Origin of the sequence: Pseudomonas sp. GM25 (assembly GCF_000282255.1) — a bacterium.
GTDB classification, from domain to species: domain Bacteria; phylum Pseudomonadota; class Gammaproteobacteria; order Pseudomonadales; family Pseudomonadaceae; genus Aquipseudomonas; species Aquipseudomonas aphyarum.
In genome coordinates this window covers 131,351-152,280 of the sequence record NZ_AKJQ01000076.1, presented here as the reverse complement: position 1 = coordinate 152,280, position 20,930 = coordinate 131,351, and the positions used below count along the sequence as shown (strand labels likewise).

Sequence of the window (20,930 nt, the reverse complement as noted above, 5' to 3'; positions counted from 1 at the left end):
CATGCTCTAAATCGGCACAGGTTTGTTATGATCCCGCTCCTTCGTCATGGTCTTTTTCGAGTAGTCCCAATGTCCGATCGCAGCGTCCGCCTTCAAGCTCTCAAGCAAGCTCTCAAAGAGCGCATCCTGATTCTCGATGGCGGCATGGGCACGATGATCCAGAGCTACAAGCTCGAAGAGCAGGATTATCGCGGCAAACGCTTCGCCGACTGGCCGAGCGACGTCAAGGGAAACAACGACCTGTTGGTTATTACCCGTCCCGACGTGATCGGCGGCATCGAGAAGGCCTACCTGGATGCCGGCGCCGACATCCTTGAAACCAACACCTTCAACGCCACCCGCATTTCCATGGCCGACTACGGCATGGAAGAACTGGCCTACGAACTCAACGTAGAAGGTGCACGACTGGCACGCAAGGTCGCTGACGCCAAGACTACCGAGAACCCGGACAAGCCGCGCTTCGTCGCCGGCGTGCTGGGCCCGACCAGTCGCACCTGCTCGCTGTCGCCGGACGTCAACAACCCGGGCTATCGCAACGTCACCTTCGATGAGCTGGTGGAAAACTACACGGAGGCCACCAAAGGCCTGATCGAGGGCGGCGCCGACCTGATCCTGATCGAAACCATCTTCGACACTCTCAACGCCAAAGCCGCGATCTTCGCCGTGCAAGGCGTGTTCGAAGAACTGGGCTTCGAGTTGCCGATCATGATTTCCGGCACCATCACCGACGCCTCCGGCCGTACCCTGTCGGGCCAGACCACCGAAGCGTTCTGGAACTCCGTGGCCCACGCCAAACCGATTTCGGTCGGCCTGAACTGCGCCCTCGGTGCCCGCGAACTGCGTCCGTACCTGGAAGAGCTGTCGGACAAGGCCAGCACCCACGTCTCAGCGCACCCAAACGCCGGCCTGCCGAACGAATTCGGCGAGTACGACGAACTGCCGGTGGACACCGCCAAAGTCATCGAAGAATTCGCCCAGAGCGGTTTCCTCAACATCGTCGGCGGTTGCTGCGGCACCACCCCGGGCCACATCGAAGCCATCGCCAAAGCTGTCGCCGGTTATGCGCCACGGCAGATACCGGACATTCCCAAGGCATGCCGACTGTCGGGCCTGGAACCGTTCACCATCGATCGCAGCTCGCTGTTCGTCAACGTCGGCGAGCGGACCAACATCACCGGTTCCGCGAAATTCGCCCGCCTGATCCGTGAAGACAACTACACCGAAGCCCTGGAAGTCGCCCTGCAGCAGGTCGAGGCCGGCGCCCAGGTGATCGACATCAACATGGACGAAGGGATGCTCGATTCGAAGAAGGCCATGGTGACCTTCCTCAATCTGATTGCCGGCGAGCCGGACATCTCCCGCGTACCGATCATGATCGACTCCTCGAAATGGGAAGTGATCGAAGCCGGCCTCAAGTGCATTCAGGGCAAGGGCATCGTCAACTCGATCAGCATGAAAGAAGGCGTCGAGCAGTTCATCCACCACGCCAAACTGTGCAAACGCTACGGCGCGGCAGTTGTAGTGATGGCGTTCGACGAAGCCGGCCAGGCCGACACCGAAGCGCGCAAGAAAGAAATCTGCAAACGCTCCTACGACATTCTGGTCAACGAAGTCGGCTTCCCGCCGGAAGACATCATCTTCGACCCGAACATCTTCGCCGTGGCCACCGGCATCGAAGAACACAACAACTACGCTGTGGACTTCATCAACGCCTGTGCCTACATCCGTGACGAACTGCCGTATGCCCTGAGCTCCGGCGGCGTGTCCAACGTGTCGTTCTCGTTCCGCGGCAACAACCCGGTGCGCGAGGCGATCCACTCGGTGTTCCTGCTGTACGCGATCCGCGCCGGCCTGACCATGGGCATCGTCAACGCCGGTCAGCTGGAGATCTACGACCAGATCCCGCAGGAACTGCGCGACGCCGTTGAAGACGTGATCCTCAACCGCACGCCGGAAGGCACCGATGCCCTCCTCGCCATCGCCGACAAGTACAAGGGCGACGGCAGCGTCAAGGAAGCCGAGACCGAAGAGTGGCGCAGCTGGGACGTCAACAAGCGTCTGGAGCATGCGCTGGTCAAAGGCATCACCACTCACATCGTCGAAGACACCGAAGAATCCCGTCAGTCGTTTGCGCGCCCGATCGAAGTGATCGAAGGCCCGCTGATGTCCGGCATGAACATCGTCGGTGACCTGTTCGGCGCCGGCAAAATGTTCCTGCCACAGGTGGTGAAATCTGCCCGCGTGATGAAACAGGCCGTGGCCCACTTGATCCCGTTCATCGAACTTGAAAAAGGCGACAAGCCGGAAGCCAAGGGCAAGATCCTGATGGCCACCGTGAAAGGCGACGTGCACGATATCGGCAAGAACATCGTCGGCGTGGTGCTGGGTTGCAACGGCTATGACATCGTCGACCTCGGCGTGATGGTCCCGGCCGAGAAAATCCTGCAGGTGGCCAAGGAGCAGAAGTGCGACATCATCGGCCTGTCCGGCCTGATCACTCCGTCGCTGGATGAAATGGTCCACGTGGCCCGCGAGATGCAGCGTCAGGATTTCCACCTGCCGCTGATGATCGGCGGCGCGACCACCTCCAAGGCGCACACGGCGGTGAAGATCGAACCCAAGTACAGCAACGACGCAGTGGTCTACGTCACCGACGCCTCCCGCGCCGTGGGCGTGGCGACACAGTTGCTGTCCAAGGAACTGAAAGCCGGTTTCGTTCAGAAGACCCGCGAAGAGTACATCGACGTCCGCGAGCGCACTGCCAACCGCAGCGCCCGCACCGAGCGTCTGAGCTACGCCGCGTCGATCGCGAAAAAACCGCAGTTCGACTGGGCCTCCTACACCCCGGTCAAACCGACCTTCACCGGCACCCGCGTGCTGGACAACATCGACCTCAACGTGCTGGCCGAGTACATCGACTGGACGCCGTTCTTCATCTCCTGGGACCTGGCTGGCAAATTCCCGCGCATCCTCGAAGACGAAGTGGTCGGTGAAGCCGCGACCTCGCTGTACAAGGACGCCCGCGAGATGCTGACCAAGCTGATCGACGAGAAGCTGATCAGCGCCCGTGCGGTGTTCGGCTTCTGGCCGGCCAATCAGGTCCATGACGACGATATCGAGCTGTACGGCGATGACGGCAAGCCGATGGCCCGCCTGCATCACCTGCGCCAGCAGATCATCAAGACCGACGGTAAACCGAACTTCTCCCTGGCCGACTTCGTCGCGCCGAAGGACAGTGAAGTGACCGACTATGTCGGTGGTTTCATCACCACCGCCGGCATCGGCGCCGAAGAAGTGGCCAAGGCCTATCAGGACGCTGGCGACGATTACAACTCGATCATGGTCAAGGCCCTCGCCGACCGTCTGGCCGAAGCCTGCGCCGAGTGGCTGCACCAGCAGGTGCGTAAAGAGCACTGGGGTTACGCCAAGGATGAAGCCCTCGACAACGAGGCGCTGATCAAAGAGCAGTATTCCGGCATCCGCCCTGCCCCGGGCTACCCGGCCTGCCCGGATCACACCGAGAAGGCCACCCTGTTCGCCCTGCTCGACCCTGAAGCCCAGGAAATGCGCGCCGGTCGCAGCGGCGTGTTCCTCACCGAGCACTACGCGATGTTCCCGGCGGCAGCGGTCAGCGGCTGGTACTTCGCCCATCCGCAGGCGCAGTACTTCGCGGTGGGCAAGGTCGACAAGGATCAGGTGCAGAGCTACACCTCGCGCAAAGGCCAGGAACTGAGCCTGACCGAGCGCTGGCTGGCGCCGAATCTGGGTTACGACAATTGAGTTACGACAACTAAATCAGCTACGCGCGACACCCTGTGGGAGCCTATTGGCTCCCACAGTTATTTCTGCGGCCTGAAAACGGTTGGCTATGCTTGTCTGACACACACGGCAGACGGGGGATTTATGGACGATCCAGTCGACAACAAGCCACCGACCTTCTGGCAGATGCTGCACAGCGTCATGGCGGCGGCGTTCGGCGTGCAGAGCGGCAAGAACCGGGCAAGGGACTTCACCCACGGCAAGCCCAGCCATTTCATCTTCCTGGGCATCGCGTTCACGGCGGTGTTCGCCCTGACGCTGTTCGGCATTGTGCAACTGGTGGTGCATCTGGCGGGCGTCTGATCCGCTCAGCGCATCAACGTCTGCAGATTGAACGGATAGCGATACGAAACCGGACGGCCCTTCGCCGAGAGCTTGCGAAAGCGCACGCCGTAGTCCGGTGAGGTGCCCATGGCCAGCATTCGGCGGGCATGATCCTTGTCGATCAATTGCAGCAAGGAAATCTGCCGGTCGCGGCCACCGTAGCGGTTCAAGTCGACGCCCTGCGCATGATCGTGCACTTCCACCAGCGCCCAGCCCCCCAGGGTGAAATGACCGCCGAGCAATGCACTCAAGCGTCCGTCGATCATGGCCTGCAACGCCGCAGGCGAGGTATTGACCGCGCTGAACAGCACGTCTTTGCCCGGCACTTTCCCGATCTCTGAAACCGCTCGCATCGCACCAAATGCCATTTCGTCGTTGGCCGCCCACACCAGTGACACCTTCGGGTAACGAACCAGCAACTGCCGGGCCTGCTCGTAAGCACGCTGCTGTGTCCAGCCGCCATAGACCAGTTGCCGCAAACGGACCTCAGGATGTTCGGCCAGCGCCCGCTGCATGCCTTGCTCGCGCAACTGCGACGATGGCGTGATCTTCAGGCCAGAGAACGCCAGCAATTCGATGCTGGCGCCGGGGGCCACTGGTGGATGCAGGCGGATCAACTCCTTCATCAGCAGGTAACCGCCCTCCTCGTCATTGGGCACGAGGCTGCCGATCCGGTCAGCCCGGTCCCCGACCAGCGCTTGCTGATTGGGGGTCAGTGCGGCATTGACGATAAACAGCTTCACCCCGCTCTGATTGGCCATGCGCAGGATCTGCGGCGCGATGTATTGCTCGTTGGCGAACATCAGATAGTCGGGGCGATCAGGGCCCTGCAGGGCCACCCGGGCCTGGGCCAGAGTCATTTCGGGCTGGCGCTGGGAATAGAGGATGCGCAGATCGATGCCCAGATCCCGGGCGGCAGCCTGCATGAATTGCGAGTAGCTGACCCAGAACGCTTCGTCGGTGGCGCCCGGATTCAGAAACAACACCGACTCTGCCCGCGCACTGGTCCCGAAGGCCATGCCCAGCAAAAGCAGACTGATGTGGAGAAACTTGAACATGAAACATCCGGGCCCAGGGAAAAATGGCCGCGCATTATAGCCATTCAATCGCCGGCCATTAGCGCCTGATCCCGCTTTTTGTCCGACAATCGTCGGAGGCGGGCCCGGACGAGTCGTTTTACTGATGGCTGACCCAGAACACCGCCGTTCCAACGACCAGAATGATCAGGAACAGAATGGCCCATGCATCGACGCTGCTATCGCTTTTCCTTGCCTTGGTTGGGTTGCTCATTGCATCCCCTCTTGTCGGTTTTATCGGTGATTGCAGAAAGACTCGACCACAGTTAAGACGATGATTGTCCGCACGACAAATGTGGGTTAGTTGACAGTGATTCTCGTTAGGCGATTTGGTTCTTTCCATATACTCAAACATCACTTTTGCGCATAACTGCAAACGGGTATATTGCCCCGGCTCCCTTAGGGAGTGCGCGGCCGTGCGCGCAGAATTGCAGAGGAACCATCGGACTCCAGCAAGCGAAAACGCAGCGTTTTCCGAGTGGCCAAAGCCTGAGAACAGGACTTATATGTACGTATACGACGAGTACGATCAGCGGATCATCGAGGACCGCGTCAAGCAGTTCCGTGATCAGACCCGACGCTATCTGGCAGGTGAGCTGAGCGAAGAAGAATTCCGCCCCCTGCGCCTGCAAAATGGCCTGTATATCCAGCGTTTCGCGCCGATGTTGCGCGTGGCGGTGCCTTACGGCCAGCTGACTTCGCGTCAGATGCGCATGATGGCAAAAATCGCCCGCGACTATGACAAGGGCTACGCCCACATCAGTACCCGCCAGAACGTGCAGTTCAACTGGCCGGCGCTGGAAGACATCCCGGAGATTCTCGCCGAGCTGGCCACCGTGCAGATGCACGCGATCCAGACCAGCGGCAACTGCCTGCGCAACGTCACCACCGACCAGTTCGCCGGTGTTGCGTTCGATGAGCTGATCGACCCGCGTCCTTGGTGCGAAATCGTTCGTCAGTGGACGACCTTCCACCCGGAATTCGCTTACTTGCCGCGTAAATTCAAGATCGCCGTCAACGGTTCGACCTCCGACCGTGCGGCCATCGAAGTCCACGACATCGGCCTTGAGCCAGTGCACAACGCTGCTGGCGAACTCGGTTTCCGCGTGCTGGTCGGCGGTGGTCTGGGTCGTACCCCGGTGGTCGGCGCCTTCATCAACGAATTCCTGCCATGGCAGGACCTGTTGAGCTACCTCGATGCCATCCTGCGGGTCTACAACCGCTACGGCCGTCGTGACAACAAATACAAGGCGCGGATCAAGATCCTCGTCAAGGCGCTGACCCCGGAAGTCTTCGCCCAGAAAGTCGATGCGGAGATGGAACACCTGCGCGGCGGCCAGACCACGCTGACCGAAGCCGAAGTTCATCGCGTCGCCAAACACTTCGTCGATCCGGACTACAAGGCACTGAGCAGTCAGGACGCTGAACTGGCCGCCCTCGACAAAGAGCATCCGGGCTTCGCCCGCTGGCGCACCCGCAACACCCTGGCGCACAAGAAGCCGGGCTATGTGGCCGTGACCCTGTCTCTGAAGCCGACCGGCGTTGCGCCGGGCGACATTACCGACAAGCAGCTCGATGCCGTCGCCGACCTGGCCGACCGCTACAGCTTCGGTCAACTGCGCACCTCCCACGAGCAGAACATCATTCTGGCCGACGTCGAGCAGAGCCAGCTGTTCACCCTGTGGGGCGAACTGCGTGAAGGTGGCTTCGCCACGCCGAACATCGGCCTGCTGACCGACATCATCTGCTGCCCTGGCGGTGATTTCTGCTCGCTGGCAAACGCCAAGTCGATCCCGATCGCCGAATCGATCCAGCGCCGTTTCGACGACCTGGACTACCTGTTCGACATCGGTGAACTGGACCTGAACATCTCCGGGTGCATGAACGCCTGCGGTCACCACCACGTCGGCCACATCGGCATTCTGGGTGTGGACAAGAAAGGTGAGGAGTTCTACCAGGTCTCGCTCGGCGGCAGCGCCAGCCGTGACGCCAGCCTGGGCAAGATCCTCGGCCCGTCGTTCGCCCAGGACGACATGCCGGACGTGATCTCCAAACTGATCGACGTGTACGTGGAACAGCGCACCGAAGACGAGCGTTTCATCGACACCTACCAGCGTATTGGCATCGACCTCTTCAAGGAACGCGTCTATGCAGCGAATCATTAAGAACAACGAGGTCGTCGACGAAACCTGGCACCTGCTGCCCAAGGATTTCAACATCGACGAAATCAGCAACTGCGACGACCTGATCGTCCCGCTGCAGCTGTGGCGTGAACACGCGCGCATGCTCAAGGCGCGCGATGGCGGTCTGGGTGTGTGGCTGGACGCCGATGAAGAAGCCGAAGAAATCGGTGACGACGTCAATGAATTCCAGGTGATTGCCCTGAACTTCCCGGCGTTCACCGATGGTCGCAACTACTCCAACGCCCGCCTGCTGCGTGACCGTTACGGTTTCAAAGGCGAATTGCGGGCGATTGGCGACGTGCTGCGCGACCAGCTGTTCTACATGCGCCGTTGCGGTTTCGATGCCTTCGCCCTGCGCGCAGACAAAGACCCGTACGACGCACTGGAAAGCCTCAAGGACTTCTCGGTGACCTATCAGGCCGCCACTGACGAACCGCTGCCGCTGTTCCGTCGCCGCTGATCGTGTACCCGAGCCTGCATTCGCAGGCTCGGGTATTGCCGTTTATCCCTCTCTTGTTCCCAATCTGTTCGGGCCCGGCGTGACCGGCAAGCTCAGCCCTGGATGCCTCGCCAGTGCCGCATTGGTCAGCTGTTTGCGCAGTTCCAGGCTTTCATTTCTGAAATTGTCGAATATCGTCGTCATTTGCGCACTGGCTGCTTCACGGGACAGCCCGACCTGCGATTCCAGACGCGCGAACGCGTGAGCACTGCGATCGAGAACGCTGGTAAATGCATCTTGGCGTGTCGCCAGCAAATACTCGGCCCAGAACTCCTGCCTGCTGACTGAATCCGAGAGCTGCGCCGTCTGCTCGGCCCTGACCACCTCCAGATAGGCGTGATCGATCTGCGCGTCGGTCACCTCGGCATCCAGTGGCACATTCAGCTCTGTGGGTTGTGCCGGCAACGCCAGGCGCTGCGCCAGTCGCACCCGATAAATCAGGCTGATATCCAGTGCCTGACGTTGAGTGAAAGCTCCTGCGCGGGAACGCCGCGCGATATCGAGCAACGCCTGTTTTTCTACCTGCTGCAACCGGAACAGCCCGCGCAACAGACGAACCAGATCGCCTTCGAGTGTCTGTGTACCGGTGCGGGCCGCCGCCGCTGCCCGATAACACAGAACCCTGACCTCCAGATCGCTGAACAGTCCCGCAACATTGGGCGCATTGCTCCAGCCTGTGCGGGCCATGCGAAACAGCGCGCGACGCAACGAGTCGTCCTCGCAGGCAGCTTCCAGTACATTCCATACTCGCTGCCCGAGCTGTTCGCGGGTTCGGGCGTAATCGGACGTTTCACACAGTTGCATGAGCACTTCAAAAAAATCCCGGGAATCCGGATCAGCCGACAGTGACGACAACACCTGCTTCGCCCGACCGATCTGCACCGTCGGCAAGCCGTTTACCCACCCTGCCCCTTCCCGATCACCGGCCAACCGTGCAGCGCGGGTGTACTCGGTGGTGATAACGCCCAGACTTATACCTTGCGACTGCTGGTACGCAGCGATGGCTTGCAAACTTTCTGTCGACAGCGGATTGCCATCGATCGTGGTGCCCCGATTCAGTACAGCGCGGGAGGTGAACACGAAAGACGGGATATCGACGATCTGGTTGTTGCGCAGATCGAGTGATTCCAGATGCGCAAGCGCATCGGTTCCGGGCCATTCGGTACTGCCGGTGTTGCGCAGACTCAGGTGGCGCAGATTGCGCATCGCGCTGACATCCGGAGTGCGCCCCAAGAGGGGGTTGAAGCCCAGATCCAGTGTGTGCAGGTGATGCTTGCCGGCCAGCTCTACAATCGTCTGCTGAGTAAGCCGGATACGGTTGTTGCTCAGGTCCAGACCTGTCAGCCCCGGCATGTCCCCGATCGCGACAGGGATGCGTGTCAGTCCGTTTCCTGACAGGTTCAGCACCCTCAGTCCGGGAAAATTACGCAGAAACGTGTTCAAACCTGCACTGGCGCCAACGCCGCTCATTTCCAGCGCGGTGATGTGGGCAAAGTCACCGATAAGGGTCGGCATATCCCCCAACGGCACCGCATCGAGTGTCAGATTGTAGGTCGGATGCCTCGGGTGCGACGCGTCGCGGGTTTCCTTGCGCCACGCGCGCAGAATGGCTTGCATGGCCCGGGCCTTGCTGTGGACCGGAACCTTGAGCCTGGGCCCTTCTTCATCCTGATAATACGTGTCGCGATGAGTCCAGCGCTCCAGGGTTTCCACCATCGTCCGGTATTGTTCGCGCAACCGCTCAAGCGATCTGATGGCCAACACTTCGTCGGCGCCCAGTGAGGTCACGAAACGTTTGATCTGTGCGGTTGATTGGGTCGGGTACAACTCCTGCGCTCGACGCACGAGCGCGGGCGAAATGCCCAGAGATGGACTTGAAGGTGCCGATTGTTCGTCGGTGACCTGTTCGATCCGGGGATCTGCCAGCCTCATGGGTGAACGGTAACTCGAGCGCACCGGTGCAATTTCCAGCACCTTGGCGAAGGCTTCGCGCCGCTGCAGCGCCAATGCAGTGATTTTCTGGCGCAAGCCCGTGCCGTCGACGTCCGTTTCAACGCCGATGGCCTTGCGACTGTGGGCAGGAAGGCTTTCCCACAGCGCCTGGAAAAAATTCGCCCGGGTGCGTGACGGATGACTGGAGACGCTATTGTTGCGCGCATCCTGAACCTGATAACGCTCGGCATAGGCTTCGACAAGCACTTTGTGTGTAGCGTCGCTCGGGCCAACGACGGCCCGCTGATCGGCGTACACACCCCAGTCCAGAATTTCGACAAATACATCGCCAGGCCAGCCCGGCAGATGGCTCAAGGTGTCGAGTACCAGCATGTCGGGATCGCGCCCACTGGCGGCGTCCAGATATAACCCCTCGTAAGCGCGGTTCAACCGCTGTACCAGCTGATAGCGCCTGGCCTCCTCGGCCAGACGCAACGGTACAGTGTCGGATTCAAGCTGCGCCCACTCACGTGCATCGGCATGTTGCACCAGTTCGTCGGCAACACTGGCTGAAAGCCCTGGAAACGCCTTGATGATCGACTCGCCTCTGGAAAGCTCGCAAACGTCGGTCCGCCGGAACAACCGGTCCATCATCGCCATGCGCATCCGCGGCGCCAGCCCGGCAATGTGCTTGCCCAGTAACGCAATCTGGTTTTTCGACTCCACGGTGGCCGAACCCAGCAAGCGAGTGCGCTCACTGTCACTGAGTGCCGCCAGAAGAGGTGCATAAAACTGACCGTTGCGCAGTGCATCCTCACTGAGGCTCACCTGGCGAGCAGTCTTGTCTGCGCCATAGCGTGTCACTTCGTTACCAGTGATGTCCTTCACCAGGATGGCCATGTCCTGCGGCCAGCGACCTGCCCCTGTCAGCAAATACAGCTGCAGATCGGCATCCGCCAATGAAGCGGACGCGGGCGTTTCAATTTGCGCCATGAACTTACTGGCATCGGTGTCCGCACGAAAGCGCCTCACCGAGTCCGTGAGCATCGCCATTGGCTTGCCGCGTTCGACAAACAACTTGCGCATGGCCGCCTGGCTGATCCCGCTGGCCGCAATGACTTGCAGGGCACGGATGTCTGAAATCCTTTCCTCGCGAAAACCCAGACGACGGAACAGGGTCAGCGGACTCCACTCGTTCGGCAGCTCGGAGTCATGACGCCAGGCGCCAACTCCATTGGTCTCAAGCAACGGTGAATAACGCCCGGGCAGTTGCGGGTCATGTACCTCCCACAGACCGGTGCCGGTAACCGGACGCACCGCGTAAGCGTCGGGGCCCAGCGGCAAATAGCGGTTGTCTGCGCGCCATACCAGCCCTTGCGCATCCGCAGCAAAACTGCGCGGCAATGACTCACGCTGACGGTAAGCCGCCATGTCCGGATTCCACAGGCGATAAGACATTGGGCCAGCCGGAACGCGCCGAAGTCCCTGCATGAAACTCGACGAACGCACGACTGTGTAGGCTTTGCCGACAGCAACACCGCCAGCGGCAAAACCCGCCATGAGGATCAGGTTTTCAAGCGTGTCGAACAGGCAATCGGTGGCATGTTCCTGGTCACCGTGGGCCCAACTGTCGAAGCCCTCGTAGATCTGACCGAGCAGTTGTATCCCGGCGACGGCACAAATGACCTCGCCAAGGACCGGTACGAAGGACACAAAGAACAACAGGGTATTCAGCCCGATGGCTTTGTAGGTGTCGTGCCTGGCAAGACGGGTTTTCTCGTCTTCATCATCCGTCGGCACCACCAGCAGGCGAATATCGGCCAGGACCTGCGCCGCGCGGTGCTCGAACATCGCGAGAAACAGGTTATGTCTTGCGTCACCCTGAAGATCGAGTCCTGTCAGCGGAAGGAAGGTCGTGGAAACGGGAAACTGGTTCGGCCGGGCTTTCAACAGCCGTACATCGAGCCCGGTGAGGAAAACCGAGCTGTCCTTCATCTGGATAAAGCGCATGAAAAAACTGCGAAACTGCGAGTTGCGTAAACGCCCGCTCAACTCGAGCTCGAATTTCTGGAAGGTCGGGTATTCCTTGAGAGGATGATCGGGATCGCCAGGGGTATAGACCACACAACGATAATCGCCATCCGTATGTTCACTGACTGGACCGATGAACATCGGCCCCCTGAGCTGTACCCCGAGCATTTCAAGGCTTTGATAACCCAGGGTGTTCTTGCCCAGCTTAATTGAAGGATCCGAGTTCCTGACCGACTCAAGCATGTGGTAAACATCGGAACTGATATGCCCACGCATATAAGCGATATGCCGCTCGACATCGAACTGGTCACTGGAATAGGCGACAGCGGATTCCTGCAAGCTTGCGACCTCGCTGTCGCTACCGAAGAACCCTTCCACATGTTTCTGATATTGTTTGCCCAGATCCAGATAACGGCAAAGCCTGGCAAATTCGTGAGGCTGTATCGACAATACCTTATTATTGCGCCCGGTTATCTGCTGCGGGATGTACAGCAAGGAACTCTCGTGATAAGTGCTGGCCAGGGTTTCCGACAATTCGAAATTCTCGCAGGCCGCGGTCAACAAATCGCGATTGATGGGCAGCACCAGTTTTCTGCGCAGCCCCAAGAGGCTGGACGTAGAGCGCACATGCTGAAATATCGCCCCTTCGACCTCAAAGTCTTCGCCCAGCTTCTCGGCCATGGCCTTGGCCAGCAGGGGCGTGCAAAAGCTCTGAGGGGATTTCAATGTGCGCAATTGTTCCAGCGCGGTTTGACGGGATTTGAAACTGGTCTTGAAACTTTCATAAAGATCGTTTCGGGCAGTTTCCGAAGACTCCAACAACCAGCCAGGAATCTGTTTTTTATACAGGTCAAAAAAAACACCCTGCTGAGCGGGCGTCATGACAGGCGAAATCGAATCACTCTTTTCAACATCCATGTTTAGCAACTTTATTTCTGAGAGGAGCTTTCAGAGTAAAGTTTCAGTCTCTTTCAATACAGCGCGATTAGTTGATGAATCAACCAACAAAACAACAACAATATGCAACTATAAAATAACTATATACCGCACCGTCTTCCGCTGAAAATGCAGCACGCCCGCGAGCCTGATTGCTAACGGGCGTGTGAAGCTTTTACCAGAAGCGTTGCTGAGTCAGCCAGCTCCACCAGCTCAGCAACACGCGATCAACCGAACCGCTGGCCGCCATGCCGATACGCTCCTGCAGGCTTTTGCGTTCGGCGTAGTGCAGGTGATAGACCTCGGACTGCTTGGCACGCTCGGCCAGGTATTCATCGCTGGTCTTGAGTTCGTCGACCAGTTTATTTTCCAGCGCCGCGATGCCGAGCCAGACTTCACCGGTGGCGACCTCGTCGATCGCCAGTTGCGGGCGATAACGGGCGACGAAGTTCTTGAACAACTGGTGGGTGATGTCCAGGTCTTCCTGGAATTTCTCCCGGCCCTTCTCGGTGTTTTCGCCAAACACGGTCAGGGTGCGTTTGTACTCGCCGGCGGTCAGCACTTCGAAATCGATGTCGTGCTTTTTCAGCAGGCGGTTGACGTTGGGCAACTGCGCCACCACACCGATGGAGCCAAGGATGGCGAACGGGGCGCTGATGATCTTCTCGCCGATGCACGCCATCATGTAGCCGCCGCTGGCTGCAACCTTGTCGATGCACACGGTCAACGGCACGCCGGCTTCACGGACGCGCGCCAGTTGCGACGAGGCCAGGCCGTAGCTGTGGACCATGCCGCCGCCGCTTTCCAGGCGCAGGACCACTTCGTCCTTCGGCGTGGCCAGGGTCAGCAGCGCGGTGATCTCGTGGCGCAGGCTTTCGGTGGCGGAAGCCTTGATGTCGCCGTCGAAGTCCAGCACGAACACCCGAGGCTTGGCGTCGGGTTTCTTCTTTTGTTTCTTCTCGGACTTGGCCTGGCCCTTGCGCAAGGCCTTGAGCTGATCCTTGTCGAGCAGAGTCTGCTCCAGGCGCTCACGCAGGCCTTTATAGAAATCGTTGAGCTTGCTGACCTGCAACTGGCCCGCGGATTTGCGCCGGCCCTTGCTGCGCAACGCGGCAAAACTCGCCAGCACCACCAGAATGGCGATGACCAGCGTCACGGTCTTGGCCAGGAAACTGGCGTATTCAGTGAAAAACTCCACAGTGACTCCTTCAAACGATGCGCGGTCGTGAAACACACGCGGGAATTGGCTCCAGCATACCCATGCACCGGCCCGTCGGCCAGCCGTGAAACCTCTGGCAACAAGGCTGGAACGGGCATTTCAAACAAGCGTATGTTTTTTCATTGACAGCTCACCGTCATCCCCATAACCTCGCCACAACCTTCAACGTACCGGGATGACGCGGACGTGGGCAGCATCTACTTGATTCGACATGGCCAGGCCTCCTTCGGTGCAGACGACTATGACGTCCTGTCGCCGACCGGTGTACGCCAGGCAGAAATCCTCGGCCGTCACCTCGCCGAACTCGGAATCAGCTTCGACCGCTGCCTGTCGGGCGACCTGCGCCGCCAGCAACACACGGCCAACAGCGCGCTGGAACAGTTCGCCGCCGTCGGCCTGCCGGTACCGGCTCTGGAAATCGATTCGGCTTTCAACGAATTCGACGCCGACGCCGTGATCCGCGCCCTGCTCCCGGCCATGTTGCCGGAAGAACCCGAAGCACTGGAAATCCTGCGCAACGCCGCGCAAAACCGTGGCGAGTTCCAGCGCATCTTCGCCCTGATCATCGAACGCTGGCTCGCCGGCACCTACGACACACCGGGCCTGGAAAGCTGGCTGGGTTTCGTCGAACGGGTACAGGCCGGGCTGCAGCGAATTCTCGAACAGGCCGACAACACCCAGAAAATTGCGGTGTTCACCTCCGGTGGCACGATCACCGCCCTGCTCCACCTCATTACTCAAATGCCTGCCCGGCAGGCCTTTGAACTGAACTGGCAAATCGTCAACACCTCGCTCAACCAGCTGAAGTTCCGCGGTCGCGAGGTGGCTCTGGCTTCCTTCAACAGTCATGCACACCTGCAACTGCTGAAGGCCCCGGAACTCATCACGTTTCGCTGAGTCCGGATTACTGTGACCCTGCTGCAATCAACCAAAAAGGATCGAACCATGACCTCCGTAGCTGATGCCGTAAAAGCAATGCAAGCCAAGTTCAACCCAGCCGCCGCTGCCGGTCTGGATCTGGTCTTCGGTTTCAACATCACTGACGAAGACAAGCAATACGCCCTGATCGTCAAAGACGGCACCTGCGACATCCAGGAAGGCGAAAACCCGGACGCCAACTGCACGCTGGTGCTGGACAGCGAAACCCTGAAAGGTATCGTCAGCGGCGAAACCGACGGCATGCAGGCTTTCATGGGCGGCAAGCTGCGCGTTGAAGGCGACATGATGCTGTCGATGAAACTGTCCGAGCTGTTCCCGGCTTAAGACCGCAGCCAGTCTGCAAACAAATCCCGCCCCTGTGGCGGGATTTGTCGTTTCAGGCGTTTACACCGGCAAACGACGCCGCCAGCAGCTCGCGCGTGTACGGATGCCGGGCCGAATGAAACAACCCCGCAGTTTCACCACGTTCCACCACCTCGCCATCCTTCATCACGATCAGATCGTGAGCCAGCGCCCGCACCACCGCCAGGTCATGACTGATGAACAGATAGGTCAGCCCGTGCTCCTCCTGCAACCGGCGCAACAGCGCGACGATCTGTTTCTGCACCGTGCGATCCAGCGCCGAGGTCGGCTCATCCAGCAGGATCAGATCCGGCTTGAGCACCAACGCCCGAGCGATGGCGATGCGTTGCCGTTGCCCGCCGGAAAACTCGTGGGGGTAACGATGACGCGTCGCCGGATCGAGCCCGACTTCCTTCAGTACATCGATCACCGCCTGCTCGCGCGCCTGCGCATTCAAGTCGCTGTGCACCTGCAAACCTTCGGCAATGATCTGCTCCACGCACAAGCGCGGGCTGAGGCTGCCGAACGGATCCTGAAACACCACTTGCAGGCGTTTGCGCAGCGGGCGCAATTGTTTACCGCTCAGTTGCTCAAGCGCCTCACCCTTGAAGCGGATGCTACCGTCGGCGTCGATCAGGCGCAGGATCGCCTGACCCAGTGTGGATTTACCCGATCCCGACTCACCAACAATGCCCAGAGTCTTGCCCCGCTGCAGATTCAGATCGATGCCGTTGACCGCGTGCAGATACGACTTGGCCCGCAGCCATCCGCCGCCCAGCGGAAAACGCACATTCAGATCGCGAACTTCGAGCAAATCCTCCGCCGCATCACGACACAGCGCCGCACCGCCGGGTTCAGCGTTGAGCAATTCGATGCTGTAGGGATGCTGCGGCGCGCGGAACAATTGCTCGCAGCTCGCCTGTTCGACGATTTCGCCCGCGCGCATCACCGCCACCCGCTGGGCGATGGTGCGCACCAGATTCAGGTCGTGACTGATGATCAGCAGGGCCATGCCCAGCCGCTGTTGCAGCTCCTTGAGCAGCAACAGAATCTTGCGCTGCACCGTGACGTCCAGGGCGGTGGTCGGCTCATCGGCGATCAGCAACTGCGGTTCGCACGCCAGCGCCATGGCGATCATCACCCGTTGTCGCTGGCCGCCGGAGAGTTGATGCGGATACGCTTTCAGCCGCTCGCGCGGACGCTGAATGCCGACCAGCTCCAACAGCTCCAGAATTCGTTTGCGGGCCGCCGCGCCCGCCAAGCCTTTGTGCAGTGCCAGGCTTTCGCCGAGTTGCCGCTCGATGCTGTGCAACGGGTTGAGCGAGCTCATAGGCTCCTGAAAAATCATCGCGATGCGGTTGCCGCGCAGTTGCCGCAGATAGCGCTCGTGTACACCCAGCAACTCTTCGCCGCCGTAACGTATGCTGCCGTCGATCCGGGTGATGTTCGGGTCCAGCAGTTGCAGGATGCTGTGGGCCGTCACCGACTTGCCGGAACCCGACTCGCCCACCAGCGCCAGGCACTCACCCGGGCAAATGTCGAGGTCGATGCCGTGCACCACTTCCTGCCCTTTGAACGCCACCCGCAGGTCGCGTATTTCGATCAGATGTTCACGCATATCAAGTCCTGGGGTCGAAAGCATCACGGCAGGCTTCGCCGATGAATACGAGTAGAGAAAGAATCAGCGCCAGGGCAAAAAATGCCGTCAGCCCTAACCACGGTGCTTGCAGATTGGTCTTGCCCTGACCGATCAACTCGCCCAGCGAAGCGCTGCCGGCGGGCATGCCGAAGCCGAGAAAATCCAGCGCCGACAACGTCGCAATCGCTCCGGTCAGAATGAACGGCAGGTACGTCAACGTTGCACTCATGGCGTTGGGCAGAATGTGCCGCACGATCACCTGCGCATCGCCGACACCCAGCGCCCGCGCCGCTTTCACGTACTCGAGCCCCCGGCTGCGCAGGAACTCGGCGCGCACCACGTCCACCAGACTCAGCCAGGAAAACAGCGCCATGATCCCCAGCAACCACCAGAAATTCGGCTCGACGAAGCCCGACAGAATGATCAGCAGGTAAAGCACCGGCAGCCCCGACCAGACCTCCAGCAAGCGCTGGCCGAGCAAGTCGACCCAGCCGCCGTAATACCCCTGCAAGGCACCGGCAGCGATGCCGATCAACGCGCTCACCGCCGTCAACGCCAACGCAAACAATAGCGAGACCCGCGTGCCGAATATCACCCGCGCCAGCACATCCCGCGCCTGATCGTCGGTGCCCAGCCAGTTTTCAGCGGTGGGCGGGCTCGGGGCCGGTTCGGTGAGGTCGTAGTTGGCCGTGTCGTAGCCGAACGGGATCGGCGCAAACCACATCCGTCCGCCCTGCCCCTCGATCAGTTCACGTACCTGGGCACTGCGGTAGTCGGGCTGGAACGGCAGCTCACCGCCGAAATCCTGCTCGGTGTAGCGCTTGAACGCCGGGAAATACCATTCGCCCTGATATGTCACCAGCAGCGGTTTGTCATTGGCGACCAGCTCGCCGCCCAGGCTCAGGCCGAACAGCGCGAGAAACAGCCACAACGACCACCAGCCGCGCCGATGGGCCTTGAACCGCGCCCAACGGCGCTGTCCGATTGGAGAAAGCGTCGGCATCAGGCAGTCCTCGCAGTGAAATCGATGCGCGGATCGACCAGCGTGTAGCACAGGTCGCCAAGCAGTTTTATCAGGAGCCCGAACAGGGTGAAGATGAACAGCGAACCGAACACCACCGGGTAATCCCGCGACACCGCCGCTTCGTAGCTCAGGCGGCCGAGACCGTCGAGGGAGAAGATCACTTCGATCAACAATGAGCCGCCGAAAAACACCGTGACCAATGCCTGAGGCAATCCGGCCACCACCAGCAGCATCGCGTTGCGAAACACATGCCCGTACAACACCTGTCGTTCACTCAGGCCTTTGGCCCGGGCCGTGACCACGTACAACCGCGAGATCTCGTTGAGGAAGCTGTTCTTGGTCAGGATCGTCAGCGTCGCGAATCCGCCGATCACCAGCGCACTGACCGGCAACACCAGATGCCAGAAGTAATCGGCGACCTTGTCCCACAGCGACAGCTCGGCGAAGTTGTCCGAGACCAGCCCGCGCACCGGAAACCAGTCCAGCGCCGTACCGCCGGCGAACACCACGATCAGCAGCAGCGCAAACAGAAAACCGGGCATCGCGTAGCCGATGATGATCGCCGCACTGCTCCAGACATCGAACGCCGAGCCGTTGTGCACCGCCTTGCGGATGCCCAGCGGAATCGATACCAGATAAGTGATCAGCGTCGCCCACAATCCCAACGACAAGGTCACCGGCAGCTTCTGCCAGATCAGCTCGGTCACCGTCGCGCCCCGGAAGAAGCTCTTGCCGAAGTCCAGCTGCGCATAGCTCTTGAGCATCAGCCACAAACGCTCGCCGGCACTTTTGTCGAAGCCGTACTGACGCTCGATCTCGGCCACCAGTTTCGGGTCCAGGCCACGGGTCGCGCGGGACTCGCCGCCAATGCTTTCAACATGACTGGCACCCACCGCCGCACCGACACCAATCCCCTGCAATCGGGCGATGGCCTGTTCGACCGGTCCACCGGGCGCGGCCTGCACGATCACGAAGTTCACCAGCAGAATCGCCAGCAAGGTCGGCACGATCAGCAGCAGACGCCGCAAGCTATAACCCCACATGGGCGTACTCCTTGTGCTGTTGCTGCATTTGCGTCGAGGTCAGCGCGGTCGGGCTGATTTCCCACCAGGTGTCGAGACCGGCGTCGTACAGCGGCGCAATCGCCGGGCGACCGAAGCGGTTCCACCACACCGTGGAAATACCCGGCGGGTAGTAGTTGGGAATCCAGTAATAGCCCCACTGCAACACCCGATCCAGGGCATGGGCGTGGCGCAGAAGACTCTCGCGATTGTCGGCCTGCACCACGCCTTCAAGCAGCGCATCTACCGCCGGGTCGCGCAGCACCATGTAGTTGTTGGAGCCAGGATCATCGGCGCCGTCAGAGCCGAAATAGTTGAACAGCTCGCGCCCCGGCGCCTGACTCACCGGGTAACCGACGACGATCATGTCGTAGTCGCGGCTGCGCACGCGGTTGGTGTATTGCGCGGTGTCAACCTGACGAATATCGAAACCGATGCCGATCTGCGCCAGGTTGCGCTTGAACGGCAGCAGCAGGCGCTCGAAGCCCTTCTGGCCGTTGAGGAAGGTGAATTGCAACGGCTCGCCGGCGCCATTCACCAATTGATCGCCACGGGGTTTCCAGCCGGCGGACTCCAGCAATCTCAGCGCCTGCAACTGCTGCGCGCGGATGTTGCCGCTGCCGTCGGTGCGCGGCGCTTCGAATACCTGACTGAAGACTTCATCGGGAATCTTGCCGCGCCACGGTTCGAGGATTTTCAGCTCTTCGGCATCCGGCAGTTCGGTGGCCGACAACGCGCTGTGGGAAAAGAAGCTGCGCTGGCGCAGGTACATGCTGCGCATCATCTGCCGGTTGCTCCACTCGAAATCCCAGAGCATGGCAACCGCCTGCCGAACCCGACGATCCTGAAACATCGGCTTCTGCAAGTTGAACGCAAACCCCTGGGCACCTTGCGCGGCCCCGGGTGCGAGGTGTTCGCGCAGCAACTTGCCCTGCTCCAACGCCGCCCCGGCATAACCGATGGTGTAACTGGTGGCGGAGAACTCGCGGTTGTAATCGAAGCCGCCGGCCTTGAGCACCTGTCGCGACACGTCGGTGTCGGCAAAGAACTCCACGCTCAACTGATCGAAGTTGTAGAGCCCGCGATTGATCGGCAGATCCCTGGCCCACCAGTCCTTGATCCGCTGGAATTTCACGCTGCGCCCGGCGTCCACCGCGCTGACCTTGTAAGGCCCGCTGCCCGGCGGAATCTCGAAGCCTGCGCCATCGGCGAAATTGCGCGTGCGCCACCAATGCTCAGGCAACACCGGCAACGTCGCCAGATCCAGCGGCAAGGTACGGCTCTCGTTGTTCTTGAACACGAAACGCACCTGGGTCGGCGACTCGACCTGTACCTCGGCGACATCGCGAAACTGCTGGCGATATTTGAGGCTGCCCTGAGTGGTGAACAGCTCGAAGGTGTAGCGCACGTCTTCGGCGGTGATCGGCGTGCCGTCCTCGAACTGTGCCTTGGGGTTGAGGTAAAAGCGCAGCCAGCGCCGGTCCGCGTCCAGCTCCATCCGTTGCGCGACCAGGCCGTAGACGCTGTAAGGCTCGTCCTTGCTGCGATAGGCCAGCGGCGCATAGAGCCAGCCGTCGATGTCGGCAACGCCTGTGCCTTTGTCGATGTAGGGAATCAGGTGATCGAACGGGCCGCTCTCCAGCGAAGAGCGGCGCAAGGTTCCACCCTTGGGCGCGTCGGGGTTGGCGTAGGCCAGGTGCTGGAAGTCCGGGGCGTATTTCGGGGCTTCGCCGTAGACCGTGAGGGCGTGTTGGGGCGCCGCGAACAGCGCCGGGCTCAGCAACAGACCGACGCTGAACAGAATGACTCTGGAAAACATGGGCAGATCCTTTCACCACGTGCCCGCCTGACTGTGATGTGCAACAGGCCGGGCCTTTTTATAGGGCGGGGTTTAGAACGATGTGTT

At 60.3% G+C, this 20,930-nt stretch carries 13 protein-coding genes; 6 read left to right on the top strand and 7 right to left on the bottom strand.

Annotated elements, in window-relative coordinates:
• Positions 1-69 precede the first annotated feature (69 nt).
• Together metH and PMI24_RS26315 are read left to right on the top strand one after the other, a co-directional pair.
• Positions 70-3,780, top strand: coding sequence for a methionine synthase (gene metH, locus PMI24_RS26320; protein WP_007959516.1), 3,711 nt, complete (start codon positions 70-72; stop codon positions 3,778-3,780).
• A gap of 123 nt (positions 3,781-3,903) precedes the next feature.
• Positions 3,904-4,122, top strand: coding sequence for a DUF2970 domain-containing protein (locus tag PMI24_RS26315; RefSeq protein ID WP_007959515.1), 219 nt, complete (start codon positions 3,904-3,906; stop codon positions 4,120-4,122).
• A 5-nt stretch (positions 4,123-4,127) separates the two neighbouring features.
• Here the strand turns inward: PMI24_RS26315 and PMI24_RS26310 are convergent, their stop codons facing one another.
• Complete coding sequence (locus tag PMI24_RS26310; protein WP_007959514.1) at positions 4,128-5,201, bottom strand: ABC transporter substrate-binding protein; 1,074 nt, start codon at positions 5,199-5,201, stop codon at positions 4,128-4,130.
• A 524-nt stretch (positions 5,202-5,725) separates the two neighbouring features.
• Between PMI24_RS26310 and PMI24_RS26305 the strand changes: the two genes are divergently transcribed.
• Both PMI24_RS26305 and PMI24_RS26300 read left to right on the top strand, forming a co-directional pair.
• A complete protein-coding gene (locus PMI24_RS26305; RefSeq protein ID WP_007959512.1) occupies positions 5,726-7,384 on the top strand; it encodes a nitrite/sulfite reductase in 1,659 nt (552 codons plus the stop codon).
• On the top strand, positions 7,368-7,862 hold the full coding sequence (locus tag PMI24_RS26300; RefSeq protein WP_007959510.1) for a DUF934 domain-containing protein: 495 nt from the start codon (positions 7,368-7,370) through the stop codon (positions 7,860-7,862). Before PMI24_RS26305 ends, PMI24_RS26300 begins: the two co-directional genes overlap by 17 nt.
• 42 nt (positions 7,863-7,904) lie before the next feature.
• Here PMI24_RS26300 and PMI24_RS26295 read toward each other — a convergent pair whose 3' ends face one another.
• Both PMI24_RS26295 and sohB read right to left on the bottom strand, forming a co-directional pair.
• Positions 7,905-12,782: an NEL-type E3 ubiquitin ligase domain-containing protein gene (locus PMI24_RS26295; protein ID WP_007959505.1), complete on the bottom strand. Its 4,878-nt coding sequence runs from the start codon at positions 12,780-12,782 to the stop codon at positions 7,905-7,907.
• Between the two features lie 193 nt (positions 12,783-12,975).
• Positions 12,976-13,998 carry a protease SohB gene (sohB, locus tag PMI24_RS26290; RefSeq protein WP_007959504.1) on the bottom strand — a complete coding sequence of 341 codons (1,023 nt, stop codon included), beginning with the start codon at positions 13,996-13,998 and terminating at the stop codon, positions 12,976-12,978.
• 207 nt (positions 13,999-14,205) lie between these two features.
• On the opposite strand from sohB, the gene PMI24_RS26285 reads away from it, so the two are divergent.
• Positions 14,206-14,916, top strand: a complete 711-nt coding sequence (locus PMI24_RS26285) for a histidine phosphatase family protein (RefSeq protein ID WP_007959503.1) — start codon at positions 14,206-14,208, stop codon at positions 14,914-14,916.
• Positions 14,917-14,964: 48 nt separating this feature from the next.
• A complete protein-coding gene (locus PMI24_RS26280) occupies positions 14,965-15,282 on the top strand; it encodes an SCP2 sterol-binding domain-containing protein (RefSeq protein WP_007959502.1) in 318 nt (105 codons plus the stop codon).
• 52 nt (positions 15,283-15,334) lie between these two features.
• Here PMI24_RS26280 and PMI24_RS26275 read toward each other — a convergent pair whose 3' ends face one another.
• From PMI24_RS26275 to PMI24_RS26260, 4 genes are read right to left on the bottom strand one after another with little or no spacing between them, the layout of a single operon-like run.
• Entirely contained in the window at positions 15,335-16,918 is a 1,584-nt protein-coding gene (locus PMI24_RS26275) for an ABC transporter ATP-binding protein (protein ID WP_007959501.1), read from the bottom strand.
• A 1-nt stretch (position 16,919) separates the two neighbouring features.
• The gene (locus tag PMI24_RS26270; protein ID WP_007959500.1) at positions 16,920-17,942 is read right to left on the bottom strand and encodes an ABC transporter permease; all 1,023 of its coding nucleotides are present in this window, start codon (positions 17,940-17,942) and stop codon (positions 16,920-16,922) included.
• Positions 17,942-19,006, bottom strand: coding sequence for a microcin C ABC transporter permease YejB (locus tag PMI24_RS26265; protein ID WP_007959499.1), 1,065 nt, complete (start codon positions 19,004-19,006; stop codon positions 17,942-17,944). Before PMI24_RS26265 ends, PMI24_RS26270 begins: the two co-directional genes overlap by 1 nt.
• Positions 18,993-20,843: an extracellular solute-binding protein gene (locus PMI24_RS26260; RefSeq protein WP_007959498.1), complete on the bottom strand. Its 1,851-nt coding sequence runs from the start codon at positions 20,841-20,843 to the stop codon at positions 18,993-18,995. The genes PMI24_RS26265 and PMI24_RS26260 overlap by 14 nt, the downstream gene beginning before the upstream one ends.
• Positions 20,844-20,930: the final 87 nt, after the last annotated feature.